Source organism: Nocardiopsis aegyptia (assembly GCF_013410755.1).
In the GTDB taxonomy this organism is placed as follows: Bacteria; Actinomycetota; Actinomycetes; order Streptosporangiales; family Streptosporangiaceae; genus Nocardiopsis; species Nocardiopsis aegyptia.
In genome coordinates this window covers 2793073-2806623 of the sequence record NZ_JACCFS010000001.1, presented here as the reverse complement: position 1 = coordinate 2806623, position 13551 = coordinate 2793073, and the positions used below count along the sequence as shown (strand labels likewise).

The window sequence follows — 13551 nt, the reverse complement described above, 5'->3', positions numbered from 1 at the left end:
ACCTTTCGTGTTGGGAATCGTTGATAAGTGTTGACAAGGGGGTAGTGCTCTGTTGAGGTTGTGGGTGCTTTCGTGTCCCCTCCGGGTGCGGCACCGTCCGGCGCGGCCGGACCCCGGCGCGCACCACCGACCGTGCAGAGGATCGACGTGCCCACTCACCCCGAACACGCCCCCTCCTACCTGGAGAGCCGTACCCCGTCCGCGGGCACCGAGCCGCCCCGGGCCGCCTTCGCCTCCGACGCCCCCGCCCTGGACCTGGACGGCGACTGGCGCTTCCGCCTCGCGCCCACCGCCGCGGGCGGCCCCGGCGCCTTCGAGCGGGAGGACCACGACGACTCCGCCTGGGACACCCTCCCCGTCCCCGCCCACTGGCAGCTGCACGGGTACGGCGCCCCCGCCTACACCAACATCGCCTACCCCTTCCCGATCGACCCGCCGCACGTGCCCGACGACAACCCCACGGGCGAGTACCGGCGCGCCTTCGACCTGCCCGAGTCGTGGCCCGAGGGTCCGGCCGTCCTGCGCTTCGAGGGCGTCGACTCCTGCTACGCCGTGTGGCTCAACGGCCACGAGCTGGGCCACGCCACGGGCAGTCGGCTGCCCAGCGAGTTCGAGGTCGGAGCGCTGCTGCGCCCCGGGCGCAACGTGCTCGCGGTCCGCGTCCACCAGTGGTCGGCCGCCAGCTACCTGGAGGACCAGGACATGTGGTGGCTCTCGGGGATCTTCCGCGGTGTGCGCCTGCTCGCGTGCCCCGACCGGGGCGTGCGCGACCTGGAGGTGCGCGCCTCCTACGACCACACGTCCGGCACCGGCGTCCTGCGCGTGGACACCGAGACCCCCGGTCTGGTCACCGTGCCCGAACTCGGCCTGGTCGACGCGGCGACGGGGACCGACCACGAGGTCGGGCCGGTCGAGCCCTGGTCGGCCGAGGTTCCCCGGCTCTACGACGGCGAGCTCGTCACCCCGGGGGAGCGGGTCCCCCTGCGCGTGGGCTTCCGGACCGTGGAGGTCTCCGGCGGGCTGCTGCGGGTGAACGGCCGGCCGCTGCTGCTGCGCGGCGTGAACCGGCACGAGTGGGACCCCGACCGCGGCCGTGCCGTCACCTGGGAGACCATGCGCGAGGACGTCCTGCTCATGAAGCGGCACAACGTCAACGCCGTGCGCACCAGCCACTACCCGCCCCACCCCGACTTCCTCGACCTGTGCGACGAACTCGGCCTGTGGGTGGTCGACGAGTGCGATCTGGAGACCCACGGCTTCGAGGACGTCGGCTGGCGGAACAACCCCTCCGACGACCCCCTCTGGCACGACGCCTTCCTGGACCGGATGGCCCGCACGGTCGAGCGGGACAAGAACCACCCCAGCGTCATCCTGTGGTCCCTGGGCAACGAGTCCGGCGGCGGCCGGAACCTGCGCGCCATGGCCGAGTGGACCCGCCGACGCGACCCCGGGCGGCCCGTGCACTACGAGGGCGCCGCCGATCCCGCCTACACCGACCTCTACTCGCGCATGTACGCCACCCACGAGGAGGTGGCGGCGATCGGGCGCCGGTCCGGCCTGCCCGAGGGCGACCCCGGCCTGGTCGACCGCCCGTTCGTCATGGTCGAGTACGCCCACGCGATGGGCACCGGACCCGGCGGGCTGGAGGAGTACCAGCGGCTCGTGGAGGCCCACCCGCACGTCCAGGGCGGGTTCGTCTGGGAGTGGATCGACCACGGGATCAGGCGCCGGGAGGACGACGGCACGGAGTGGTTCGCCTACGGCGGCGACTTCGGCGAGGTCGTGCACGACGCCAACTTCGTCGCGGACGGCCTGCTGATGCCCGACCGCACCCCGGGGCCCGGCCTGGCGGCGCTGGCCAAGACCTTCGAGCCGCTGCGCCTGGTGCCCGACCCGGAGAACGGCACGGTCGCGGTCACCAACACCTGGCAGGTGCTGGACACCGCCGGACTGGAACTGCGCTGGGACCTGCGGGAGGAGGGCGAACCCGTCGCCGGCGGCGTCCTCGCCGCCAAGCCGGTCGGGCCGGGCGAGACCGCGGTCCTGCCCCTGCCCGACCTGCCCGAACCGTCGGCCGCCGGCCGGGAGACGTGGCTGACGGTGTCCGCGCACCTGGCCGGTGACCTGCCCTGGGCGGAGGCCGGGCACGAGGTGGCCTGGGGACAGGCCCGCGTGGACCGTCCGCGCGCGGACGGGTCGGGATCCGACCGGATCACCCCCTCCCAACCCGTCACCCACCATCGCCCAGGGGCGACAGAACGGGAGCTGGGCTACCACCCTCAACGGACGCCTTCGGCGCAGTACCCCCCACTTGCCACCGAGGGCGACACGGTCACCGTGGGCCCGGCGGAGTTCGACGCCCGTACCGGCCGGGCGCTCTCCGTCGCGGGGCTGCCCCTCGCGGCCCTGGAACTGGACGTGTGGCGCGCGCCCACGGACAACGACCAGGCCAGGCACGGCGAGTCCGTGGAGGTACCGTGGCGCCGCGCGGGCCTGGACCGGATGACGCACCGCGTGCTGTCGGTCGAGCGGGAGGACGCGGCCCTGCGGGTGCGGACCCGGGTGGCGGCGGCCAACAGCGACATCGGTCTCCTGGCCGACTACACGTGGACGGGCGACGCGGAGGCGCTGGTCCTGGACCTGGCGGTCGAGGCGGTCGGCGACTGGCCCTGCCCGCTGCCCAGGGTCGGCGTGCGGCTGGAGCTGCCGCCGGAGCTGGGGGAGGTCGACTGGTTCGGCCGGGGGCCGGGCGAGGCCTACCGCGACGTCGCTCAGGCGGCGAGGGTGGGGCGCTTCACGAGCTCCGTGGACGGGCTCCAGACGCCCTACCTGCGGCCCCAGGAGAACGGCAACCGTCTGGGGACCCGCCGGCTGGACCTGCGCTCTCCCGAGGGCCGCGGCCTGCGGGTGGAGGGCGCCCCCGAGTTCGACTTCACCGTGCGCCGGTGGAGCACGGCGGCCCTGGACCGGGCCCGGCACCCGCACGAACTGCGCCCGGAGGACCGGATCCACCTGCACCTGGACGCGGCGCACCAGGGGATCGGCTCCGCGTCCTGCGGACCGGGGGTGCTGCCCCAGCACCGGCTGACCCCGGGCACGCACCGGCTGCGCCTGGTCCTGCGGCCCCTGGCCTGAGGCGCCGTCCTCAACGGACGCCCCCGGCGCCCGCCCGCTCCGCTTCCTCCACGGACGGGCGGGCGTCCGGGTCGCCCGTGTCGCCGTCGCCCGTGTCGCCCGCGCCCGTGTCCGCCGAGTCGGCCGTGTCGCTCCTGGCCGGAGGGGCGGAGGTGACCTGGACGAGGACGACCGCCGCGACCGCGCCCAGGGCGCCCAGGAGCTGGACGGGCGTGAGGGTCTCCCCGACGAACACGAATCCGAGGACCGTGGCGGCCAGCGGGCTGGCGAAGGACAGGAACGACACCGCCAGCGCGGGCAGCCGCTCCAGGCCGCGGAACCAGAGGGCGTAGGAGAGCAGAGCCCCCACGATGCCGAGGTAGGCGAATCCGGCGAGGTTGGCGCCCGTGACGTGCGACGGCAGGCCCTCCACCAGCAGGGCCGCCGGAGTCAGCAGCAGTCCGCCCGCGGTGAGCTGCCAGCCGGTCATGGCCAGCACGCCCACGCCCTCCGGCCGCCCCCAGCGCTTGGTGAGCACCATGCCGGTCGCCATGCTCGCGGCGGCGGCCAGCCCGGCCGCGATCCCGGCCGGGTCCAGGGCCGCCTCGGGGCCCACGACCAGCAGCCCGACCCCGACGGCTCCGAGCAGGCACGCCAGGACGTGGACGGCGCGGACGCGGGCGCCCAGCAGCAGAGCGCCCAGGAGCAGCACCACGACCGGCTGCACGGACATGACCAGCGCGGCCACCCCGCCGGGCAGCAGGTAGGCGGCGACGAAGAGCAGGTAGAGGAACACTCCGATGTTGAGCGTGCCCAGGACCAGGGAGCGCCACCACCACACCCCGCTGGGCAGGACCCGCGTGATGGCCAGCAGGGCGAGCCCCGCGGGCAGGGCGCGCACGGCCGCGGCCAGCAGGGGGCGGTCGGGCGGCAGGAATTCGGTCGTCACCAGGTAGGTGCTGCCCCACACGGCCGGGGCGATCGCGGTGACCAGGGAGTTCAGGGCGATGCGGTGGCCGCTCATCGCGGTCCTCCTCCGGTGTGGGCGACGCCGAAGGTCTCGGCGTACACGTGGCGGTCGCGGGGGCGGCGCCCGGGGTGGGCACGGGTCTCGGCCGGGTAGCCGACGGGCAGCAGTAGGGCGATGGCGAGGTCGTCGCGGTGGTCCGCGCCGATCACCTTCTTGACCTCGGCCTCGTCCCAGCCGTTCATGGGGGACGAGGCCAGTCCGGCGTCGGCGGCGGCGAGCATGGCGAAGCTCGCGGCGATCATGGCGTCCTTGACCGCGTACTCGCGCAGGAGTCCGCGCGCGGCGAGGTCGCGCTGGAAGTCGAGGCCGGCGGTGGCCGTCATGTCGGCGAACTCCTGGGACCAGGCGCCGCGGCGCAGCGCGGTCTCGTAGACGTCGGAGAGGTCGCGGCGCCAGGCGTCGATCTCGGCGACGAAGACCAGGGTGACCGGCGCCCGCCGCGGCTGGTCCTGGCCGCCCGCGGCGCGGGCGAGCGCCTCGCGGCCCTCGGGCGAGGTGACGGCGACGACGGAGCGGGACTGGAAGTTCCAGCTGGAGGGGGCCTCGACGGCCAGGTCGAGGAGTTCGTCGAGGAGGGCGCCGGGCAGCGGTTCGGGGCGGAAGCGCCGGATGCTGCGGCGGGCGCGGATGGTGTCGGCGAGGGGGATCGCGGGAGTGGAAGAGCTCATTTCGACGACGAACCTTTCGATGTCGAATCGTTCGATATCGAAAGGTTAGGTCGCGGGACTCCGGTACGTCAAGCGGGCGGCGCTATCATCGCCGGATGAACGACGCCGTCGATGTGTTCCTTGACCAGTGGGGCCGAGAGCGCCCCGACCTCGACGTCTCGCCGATGGCGCTCATCGGACGCGTCCAGCGGCTGCACCGGCTGTTCGTGCGCGGTCTGGAGGAGTACTTCGCCACCCAGGGCCTGGAGCTGTGGGAGTTCGACGTCCTCGGGACCCTCCGCCGGTCCGGGGCGCCGTTCTCCCTGACCCCCAAGGAACTGGTCCGGATGACCATGGTCGGCTCGGCGGCCATGACCAACCGCGTGGACCGCCTGGTCAAACGGGGCCTGGTCTCCCGCGAGGTCGATCCCTCGAACCGGCGCCGGACCGTGGTCAGCCTCACACCGGAGGGGCTGGAACTGGTCGACGAGGCCGTCCAGGGGCACGTCGCCAACGAGGCGCGGCTGCTGGAGGGGTTGGACGGGGACGACCGCGCGCGGATGGTCGAACTGCTGCGCACGCTGCTGCTCTCGCTCGGCGACACCCTGGACGAGTGAGCGCGCCGCGCCACCGCCCCCCGACACAGCGGCGGCCCGCCACGGGGGCGGGCCGCCGGTCCCGGTGGGCCGCCGAGGGGGCGGCCACCGTCACACGCGTCAGTGTCCACCCGGCTTCTTGTCCGGGGTCAGCGCGTCCTTGAGCTTCTCACCGGCCTGCTTGAGCTTGGAAGCGGACTTCTCGGTCTTGCCCTCCGCCTGCCACTGCTCGTTGCCGGTGGCCTTGCCGAGGCCTTCCTTGGCCTTGGCCTTGTACTCGTCGGCCTTGTGCCGGAACTCGTCCTTCTCGGACATGGACTGCCTCCTCTCAAGCGGTCCTGTCCCTGCCCCTAACCGAAGTCGCGGCGCTCAATCGTCATGAGCGGAAAAAGTCGTCCGAAGCGGACGGGACCGTCCGGTACGGGTGCGCCGGGTCAGGCCCGCGGCGCGACCGGGACCACCGACGCGAACGGCGCGTGCGTGGTCAGCCTGCGGTCGATGCCCTCGCGGACCATCGCCTTGGCGGTGGCGACGGCCGCGCCCACCTCGGCGCCCTTGGCCAGCTCGGCGGTGATCGCGGCGGCGAACGTGCAGCCAGCGCCGCTCACCCGCTCCTCGCCGATCTTCGGGGCGCGCAGCACCGTGACGTCGGTGCCGTCGAAGTGCACGTCCACGGCGTCGGGGCCGGGCAGCTCCGTGCCGCCCTTGGCGACCACGTGCCGCGGGCCGAGCGCGTGGATGCGGCGGGCGGCCTCGACCAGGTCGTCCACGGTGTCGATCCGGTCCATGCCCGCCAGCGTGCGCGCCTCGAAGTGGTTCGGCGTGATGACCGTGGCCAGCGGCAGCACCCGGGCGGTGAGCGCCTGGTCGGTGTCCAGGGCGGCGCCCGCCTCCTGGCCCTTGCAGATGAGCACGGGGTCCAGGACCACGTGACGCCACGGCCGGGCCTCCAGGGACTTGGCGACCACGTCGATGGTGTCCGGCGTGCCCAGCATGCCGACCTTGACCACGTCCAGGTCGTGGCAGGCCGTGGCGGCCTCGATCTGGTCGGCGATCACGCCCGGGTCCACCGGGACGAACCGGTGTCCCCAGCCGTTCTTCGGGTCGAAGGAGACGATGCAGGTGATCGTCCCGACCCCGTACACGCCGAGCTCCTGGAAGGCCTTGAGGTCGGCCTGGATGCCGGCGCCGCCGGTGGCCTCCGACCCTGCGATCACGTACGCGCGGTTGGTCATCTCGTGCCGACCTTCCTTCCTCGATGCAGACTGCGGTGTCCGGACCCGGTCGAGCGAATCCGTTGCATATTGCATCACACGTACGGGACCTGCCGGTTCGCGGTCGGACGAGCCGGTGGGCGGCGCCGGCGCGTCACACCACCAGCAGCGACTTGCCCAAGGTGGTGCGCTCCTCCAGCCCGGTGTGCGCCTCGGCCGCCCGCTCCAGCGGGAAGGTCGCGCCCACGTGCGGGCGGAGCGTGCCCTCGGCGACCAGGTCCAGGGCGCGGGCGGTCGCCGCGCGCTTGTCCGCCGGCGGGAGCGGCGGCAGGTCGAACAGGCCGGTCACGGACACGCCCCGCCGCTCGGCCTCGCCCTCGGGCACCTCGGTGAACTCGCCGTTGGACGTGCCGTAGCTGACGAAGCGGCCGCCGTCGGCCACGGCGCCGAACGCGGCCGTGCCCAGGGCCCCGCCCGCGCCGTCCAGGACCACCGCGGCCCCGCCGCCGGTCAGCGCGACCGCCTCGGCGACCCAGTCGGGCTCGGTGTAGTCCACGGTCTCCAGCGCGCCCAGCTCGCGGGCGAGCGCGAGCTTGGCCGCGCCCCGGGCCGCGCCGACCACACGGGCCCCGGCCGCCCGGGCCAGCTGCACGACCAGGCTCCCGGCGCCGCCCGTGGCCGCGGCCACGAGCACCCACGCTCCGCGTTCGATCCGCGCGGCCTCCGCCAGCTGCAGGGCCGTGGGCCCGTCGTGCAGGACGGCCAGCGCGGTCCGCGGGTCCAGGCCGTCCGGCACCCGGATCAGCTCGTCGGCGCCCACGACCGCCTTCGCGGCGTACCCGCCGGTCGGGGCACGTGTGAGCCCGGTCTCCGGATCGGACGTGCCGGTGTCGGCCATCACCACCGCCCCGGTCCAGGACGCGTCGACGCCCGCGCCCACGGCGGCGACCCGTCCCACGATCCCGCTGCCCGGCACGTAGGGCGGGGCGGTGTCGAAGAAGTCCGCGCCCCAGCCCCGGCGGACCAGGGTGTCCAGGAACATCACGTTGGCCGCCACCACGTCCACCAGGACCTGGCCCGGCCCCGCGACCGGGTCGGGCACCTCCCGGGCCACCAGCACCTCGGGTCCGCCGAACTCCTCCACCACGACTGCGCGCATCTCGTCACTCCCGGGTCCGTGTCTCGTGTACGGCCCCACTCTCCTTCCTCAAGCAATGTTGAGGTCAAGGGCCGGGTCGCGACCGTCCCGATTCGCGGCTCACAGGTCGGCGAGCAGCCCGTCCGTGGCGTCGTAGCCGCTGTCGTAGGCCCCCTCCACGGTGTTCTCCCCGGTGGTCGCCTCCCCGGCGAAGAACAGGACCCCGCCCACCGGTGCGGCGAGCGCGGCCGGGGCGTCGTGCGCGCCGGGCGGCACGTACAGGTAGGCGCCACGGCTGTGCGGATCGCGCGTCCAGTCGTGCGTGGTGCGGCGCACCGGATCGGGCGGCGCCTGCCCGGCGGCCTCGCCCAGGGCGCGCAGCCCCGCGTCGAACCGGTCGTCCTCCGGCAGCGCCAGCAGGGCGCGGGCGGCCTCGCCGGCGGCCCACACCGACACCACCTCGGGCGCGGTCGGCGACAGGCGCGAGACCGACCAGACATCGAGGTCCCCGTCCCACGCCAGGGTGTCGGCGTCGGCGGGCAGGACCGGACGGTCGAACTCCATCAGCAGCTTGACGGCGTCGGTGGCGTCCAGGGCCGCGATCGCGTCGCGGTGCGCGGCGGGCAGCGGGGGATCGAAGGCCACGTCCGCCGCCCTGAGCACACGGATCGGCAAGGTGGCAACGCACCGGCGGGCCCGGACCCGCTCCGTGCCGCCGGGGCCGCTCACGACCAGCTCCACGCCCCCGCCCGACCACCGCACCGCCCGCACCCGCCGGCCGAGGTCGATCCGGAGGCCGTACGCCAGCGGGGCGAGCAACCGGTCGTAGCCGCCGACCACCCGGAAGTCCGCGCGGGGCGCCGACCACCAGTCGAACTCGCCCCGCTCGACCATCCAGGCGGCGCTCCACCGCGACAGCGGTTCGTTCTCGTCCGACACCGGCGGCCAGTCCGACTCCGGGACGCCCAGGCGACGCAGGTAGTCGGCCGCGCTCTCGTCCTCCCGGGGCGGTGCGGCGCCGTCGACGGACGTGCCCGGGGCCGCGCGCGGCTCGGACCGGACCCGGACGGTCTCCGCCCCGGCCCAGTCCACGAGTTCCCAGGTCGAGGCCGCGGCACCGTGGATCAGACCGGCGCCCAGCTCCACCGGGACCGAGGTGAAGCCGTGGTCGGTGTACAGCTGGCCGCCGATCCGGTCGCGCGCCTCCAGCACGACCACCCGCAGACCGTGGTCGGCCAGGTTGCGGGCCGCCGACAGGCCGGTGACGCCCGCGCCGATCACCGCGACGTCCCACTCCGCCCACGGCCGGTCGGGCGCGCCGGCGGCGGCGGACAGCAGCGCGGCGCCGCCCAGCAGCAGGCCGGAGCGTCGGGTGATACCGGACAAGGGGGCTCTCCTTCGGGGCGCGCGGGCCGGTGCCGGGCGCGCCCGGGCCCGCGCGTGCCCCTTCCCTAGGGCATGGCCGCCCGCATGCCCTGGCAGGCGATGTCGACGAGGCGCCGGCGCGCGGAACCGCCGTCGTCCTCGTCGGTCGGCCGGGACAGGCAGGCCACCAGCAGGGCCATGGCGTCGTCGGTCGTCACGTCGGCACGGACCGCCCCGGCGTCCTGGGCGCGCACGAGCAGGCGGCCCAGCGCGCCGGCGACGTCGTAGTCGGAGTTCGACACGATCGCGTGCTTGTCGAAGCCGGGGCCGCTCAGGGCCTCGGCCAGCCCGCGGTCCATGCCGCCCTCGCGGACCAGGAACGCGAAGTAGGAGAAGAACGCGCCGCCGGGGTCGTCGCTGTCGCACAGGTCGTCCGCACGGCGCACGTACGAGTACAGGCGCTCCAGCAGGATCGCCCGGAACAGCGCCCGCTTGGTGGGGAAGTGGCGGCTGACGGTGCCGGTGCCCACGCCCGCGCGGCGGGCGATCTCGTGGACCGGTACGGACAGTCCCTCGGTGGCGAACACCTCCTGCGCGACCTTCAGGACGCGCTCGCGGTTGCGGCGCGCGTCGGCGCGCAGGGGCCGGTCGCCGTGCGCGACCGCGGCGGCGCCGTCGTGTTCGATGCCCATGCCTGGTCCACTCCGTGCTGGGGGTCCGGGTGCCGCGCCGGAACGGTCGGCGCGCCCAGGATAGCCCCGGCCGCGTGGGCGGCGCGGGTGGAGCGTCCGGAGGCTTCCGGGGCCGATCCGCGGGTGGCCGGATCCGGCCAGGGGGACGGCTCGGCAAGCAAAAATATTGCCGTATTATTTTTCCCATGGCACGGACGGCGGACCACGAAGAGCGGCGGCGGCAGGTCGCCGAGGCACTCCTGCGAACGGTGGGGCGGCGGGGGCTGGCGCGGACCACCCTCGCCGACGTCGCCGAGGAGGCGGGGGTGTCGATCGGCCTGGTGCAGAGCTACTTCCGCACCAAGTCCCAGTTGCTGCGCTTCGGCGTGGACCACCTGTACAAGCAGGCGGAGGCACGTCTCCGGGCGGTCTCGGAGGGCCCGGAGCCGGTCCGCTCGGTACGGGACTGGCTGTTCCGGGCCACGGAGACCCTGCTGCCGCTCGACGACCAGCGGCACCGGGAGATCACCGTCTGGCTGGAGTACCTCCCGGCCACGAAGACCGATCCGGAGATGGCCCGCCTGCACAAGGACACCACCGACCAGCTCCTGGGCGCCCTCGTCCAGGCGCTGGACGAGGGCGTGCGGCTGGGGGAGTTCCGGCTCGGCCTGGACAGCCGGACCGAGGCGGCCGGACTCGTCGCTTTCGTGGACGGCCTGTCCATCCACCACCTCGTCACCGGCGGGGACGACTTCTCGCGGGACGCGGTCCGTGCCGCGCTGCACACCTACCTCGACCGGCTCCTCCTGGCCCCCGAGAGCCCGTGACCACCCTCCCGACCACGCGCAAGGCGGCCGTATGACCAGCCCGACCACACCCACGCCCCGGGGCGAGGAGGCCTCCCGCCCCGGGACCCGACTCCCCCTGATCGACGTCCTGCGCGGCGTCGCGATCCTGGGCACCCTCGCCTCGAACGTGTGGCTCTTCACCGCCGAGGGCGGCGAGAGCGTCATGCTCTTCGAGAGCGACGCGATGAGCCCCATGGGCGCGTTCGCGGCGGACCCGTCCCTCGACGGCCTGGCGCGGGGGCTCTTCTTCCTCGCGGCCAACGGCAAGTTCCTCGGCATGCTGACCCTGCTGTTCGGGGTGGGCCTTGCCATCCAGTTCCGGTCGGCCGCCGAGCACGGCGCCCGCTGGCCCGGCCGCTACAGGTGGCGGGCGCTGTTCCTGTTCACCGAGGGCCTCGTGCACTTCACGCTGGTCTTCGCCGCGGACGTCCTCATGGGGTACGCGGTCGTCTCGCTGCTCGTCGCCTGGCTGCTGACCAGGTCCCGGCGCGTCCGGACGGCCGTGATGTGGACGGCGGCGTCCCTGCACCTGGCGGTCGTCGGCCTGCTGACGGCGGCCCTGGCGCTGCGCCCGGCGGCCGAGGACCCGTCGTCCGTCGGCGTTCCGCCCGAGGTCGTGGCACTCTACGCCGAGGGGAGCTACCTGGACCAGGTGCTCTTCCGCCTCGACAACGCCCTGTGGCTGCGGGCGGAGCCGATCATCTCGTTCGGGCTGCTCCTGTTCATGTTCCTGCTGGGTGTGCGCCTCTTGCGGGCCGGGGCTTTCGGGTCCGACGGGACCGGGCGCCGTATCCGCGCGCGGATGCTCGTGTGGGGCCTGGGGATCGGGGTGCCGCTGAACGCGGCGGTGGCCCTGATGGGGCCGGACCTGTTCTTCGTCGACCGCTACGTGGCCGCGCCGGTCGTGGCGCTCGGCTACGTCGGCCTGGTCGGATGGCTGCTCGACCGGGTGAACCCGGCGGGGGCGGTCGTCACCGCGTTCTCCTCCCTGGGCCGGATGGCCATGTCCGGCTACGTGCTGCAGAACGTCATCTGCGTCCTGGTCTGCTACGGCTTCGGCCTGGGGCTGGCCACGAGTCTGGCGGGGGCGGGCCCGTGGTGGGTGATGGCGCTCTGGGCCGCGGTGTCACTGCTGTTCCTGGCGGTCGCGACGCCGTGGCTGCGCCGGTTCGGGGCGGGGCCGCTGGAGGCGCTGCAGAAGTCGGTGCTGGCCGGGATTCCCGAGCGGACCCGTCGGGCCGGAGCGGACCGGTGAACGCCGCCTCCGCCGACACCGCGCCCGGCGGGCCCGCCACCACGACCACGCCGGGCGGCGTGCCCGGTGTCAGCCGGCGGCGCCGGCCGAGGCCAGGAAGTCCTCCACGGCCGCCAGCAGCGCGAGCGGCGTCTCGTCCATCGCGTAGTGTCCGGCGTCCTGGAGCACGCACAGCCGGGCGTTGGGGAACCACTCCATCCACGTGGCGCGCATGACGTCGGGGGACAGCGCGGGGTCGTGCGCCCCGGCGACCGCGAGCGCGGGCACCGGGCTGCCCTTGACGGACTCGTGGAAGTCCGTCCCCGCCCAGTCCTCGAGGTAGGCGGCGAACGCGGCCGTGGTCGATCGCGCCAGGGACGTGGCGACCATGGCTTCCAGCCACACCGCCGGGAGCCGGTCCCCGGTGGTGAGGTTGATGATGGCGCGCCGCGCGGACGGGTCGTCCACGGCCCCGCGGAAGAGGGCCCAGGCGTCGGAGTCCAGGCCCGCGCCGGCGGCGGGGACCGGGGAGACGCCCACGATCGCGCGGACCCGCTCCGGGGCGAGGGCGACGATGTTCTGGGCGACCTTGCCGCCCATGGAGTGGCCGACGACGGAGAAGGTCGTCCACCCCAGGTGGTCGGCCAGGGCCAGGGCGTCGGCCGCGACCTCCGCGGTGGTGTACCCGCCCTCGATGCCCCGCGCGTCGCCGTAGCCCCGCTGGTCGGGGGCGGCGTAGGTGAAGCGCTCGCCGTCGGCGTGGGCCAGCAGCGGCTCGAAGGAGGCGCGGTCGCCGAACCAGCCGTGCAGGGCGAGGACGCCGTGCGGACCGGCGCCGCGGATCGTGTGCGGGAGGACGACGGGTTCCACTGGGGACTCCTGACTCGTGGTGAACGTGCCGAGGCCGTGCGTCGGCGCGACCGACAGGGTCCTACCCGCCGCGCGGCGCCGCATCCGGTGCGCGTTCGGCCGACGGCGTGCCGGTGTCGCGCCGAGCCGCGTTCGGTAGGCTCGCGGCGACGGTCGTCCACCCGAGCGAAGAGGATCGACATGGCACGCGGTACACGCGGTATCGGGGTCGGCGACACGGCCCCCGACTTCACGCTCCCCGCGCAGTCGGGGAGCCCGGTCCGACTCCGGGACCGGCTCGGCGAGCGGGTGGTCGTGCTGTACTTCTATCCGAAGGACGACACGCCGGGCTGCACCGCCGAGGCGTGCGCCTTCCGCGACAGCCACGAGGTGTTCGCCGAGGCGGGTGCCGAGGTGATCGGGATCAGTTCCGACTCGGTGGACCGGCACGCCGCCTTCGCGGGCCGGCACGGTCTGCCGTTCACCCTGCTCAGCGACGAGGGCGGCGCGGTGCGCAAGCGCTACGGCGTTCCGTCGGTGCTCGGGCTGCTCCCCGGCCGGGTCACCTACGTGATCGACCGGCAGGGGACCGTGCGCCACGTCTTCAACTCGATGACGGTCATCGACAAGCACGTGAAGGAGGCCCTGGAGGTCGTCCGGGGCCTGGCGCCGGTGGAGGACTGACGGACCGGTCGCGCCGCGCGGGGGCACCGCTTCCGGCGCGGCACCGGCGTGTCCGGTGTCGTCACCTTCTGTCATGGAACCGTGATTTTTCGTGCCCATGGCCTGGTGCGAGGGTCCTGCGGGCAGGGTGGTGCCGCCTTTGGTGTCGGATCGCTTGACAT

General features: G+C 74.3%; 13 protein-coding genes. 5 read left to right on the top strand and 8 right to left on the bottom strand.

Features of this window, described 5'->3' with window-relative positions:
• Window positions 1-147 precede the first annotated feature (147 nt).
• Entirely contained in the window at window positions 148-3135 is a 2988-nt protein-coding gene (locus HNR10_RS12545) for a glycoside hydrolase family 2 TIM barrel-domain containing protein (protein WP_179823341.1), read from the top strand.
• A 10-nt stretch (window positions 3136-3145) separates the two neighbouring features.
• Here HNR10_RS12545 and HNR10_RS12540 read toward each other — a convergent pair whose 3' ends face one another.
• Both HNR10_RS12540 and HNR10_RS12535 read right to left on the bottom strand, forming a co-directional pair.
• Entirely contained in the window at window positions 3146-4138 is a 993-nt protein-coding gene (locus HNR10_RS12540; protein ID WP_179823339.1) for an EamA family transporter, read from the bottom strand.
• Window positions 4135-4812: a nitroreductase family protein gene (locus HNR10_RS12535; protein WP_179823337.1), complete on the bottom strand. Its 678-nt coding sequence runs from the start codon at window positions 4810-4812 to the stop codon at window positions 4135-4137. The genes HNR10_RS12540 and HNR10_RS12535 overlap by 4 nt, the downstream gene beginning before the upstream one ends.
• Before the next feature lie 95 nt (window positions 4813-4907).
• Between HNR10_RS12535 and HNR10_RS12530 the strand changes: the two genes are divergently transcribed.
• Window positions 4908-5408, top strand: coding sequence for a MarR family winged helix-turn-helix transcriptional regulator (locus HNR10_RS12530; RefSeq protein ID WP_179823334.1), 501 nt, complete (start codon window positions 4908-4910; stop codon window positions 5406-5408).
• A gap of 99 nt (window positions 5409-5507) precedes the next feature.
• Here HNR10_RS12530 and HNR10_RS12525 read toward each other — a convergent pair whose 3' ends face one another.
• From HNR10_RS12525 to HNR10_RS12505, 5 genes are all read right to left on the bottom strand, one after another.
• Window positions 5508-5702 carry a CsbD family protein gene (locus HNR10_RS12525; protein ID WP_179823332.1) on the bottom strand — a complete coding sequence of 65 codons (195 nt, stop codon included), beginning with the start codon at window positions 5700-5702 and terminating at the stop codon, window positions 5508-5510.
• Window positions 5703-5821: 119 nt separating this feature from the next.
• Entirely contained in the window at window positions 5822-6622 is an 801-nt protein-coding gene (gene thiD, locus HNR10_RS12520) for a bifunctional hydroxymethylpyrimidine kinase/phosphomethylpyrimidine kinase (RefSeq protein ID WP_179823330.1), read from the bottom strand.
• A gap of 133 nt (window positions 6623-6755) precedes the next feature.
• Window positions 6756-7760, bottom strand: a complete 1005-nt coding sequence (locus HNR10_RS12515) for a zinc-binding dehydrogenase (RefSeq protein WP_179823328.1) — start codon at window positions 7758-7760, stop codon at window positions 6756-6758.
• A gap of 99 nt (window positions 7761-7859) precedes the next feature.
• Window positions 7860-9125, bottom strand: coding sequence for a flavin monoamine oxidase family protein (locus HNR10_RS12510; protein ID WP_179823326.1), 1266 nt, complete (start codon window positions 9123-9125; stop codon window positions 7860-7862).
• Between the two features lie 65 nt (window positions 9126-9190).
• Window positions 9191-9796: a TetR/AcrR family transcriptional regulator gene (locus HNR10_RS12505; protein ID WP_179823323.1), complete on the bottom strand. Its 606-nt coding sequence runs from the start codon at window positions 9794-9796 to the stop codon at window positions 9191-9193.
• A 185-nt stretch (window positions 9797-9981) separates the two neighbouring features.
• Here HNR10_RS12505 and HNR10_RS12500 point away from each other — a divergent pair, with 185 nt between their 5' ends.
• Together HNR10_RS12500 and HNR10_RS12495 are read left to right on the top strand one after the other, a co-directional pair.
• Entirely contained in the window at window positions 9982-10602 is a 621-nt protein-coding gene (locus tag HNR10_RS12500; RefSeq protein WP_179823321.1) for a TetR/AcrR family transcriptional regulator, read from the top strand.
• Window positions 10603-10633: 31 nt separating this feature from the next.
• Entirely contained in the window at window positions 10634-11878 is a 1245-nt protein-coding gene (locus HNR10_RS12495; protein ID WP_179823319.1) for a DUF418 domain-containing protein, read from the top strand.
• A 69-nt stretch (window positions 11879-11947) separates the two neighbouring features.
• Here the strand turns inward: HNR10_RS12495 and HNR10_RS12490 are convergent, their stop codons facing one another.
• A complete protein-coding gene (locus HNR10_RS12490; RefSeq protein ID WP_312889228.1) occupies window positions 11948-12727 on the bottom strand; it encodes an alpha/beta fold hydrolase in 780 nt (259 codons plus the stop codon).
• A 180-nt stretch (window positions 12728-12907) separates the two neighbouring features.
• Between HNR10_RS12490 and HNR10_RS12485 the strand changes: the two genes are divergently transcribed.
• Entirely contained in the window at window positions 12908-13390 is a 483-nt protein-coding gene (locus HNR10_RS12485) for a peroxiredoxin (RefSeq protein WP_179823315.1), read from the top strand.
• The last annotated feature ends 161 nt before the right edge of the window (window positions 13391-13551 follow it).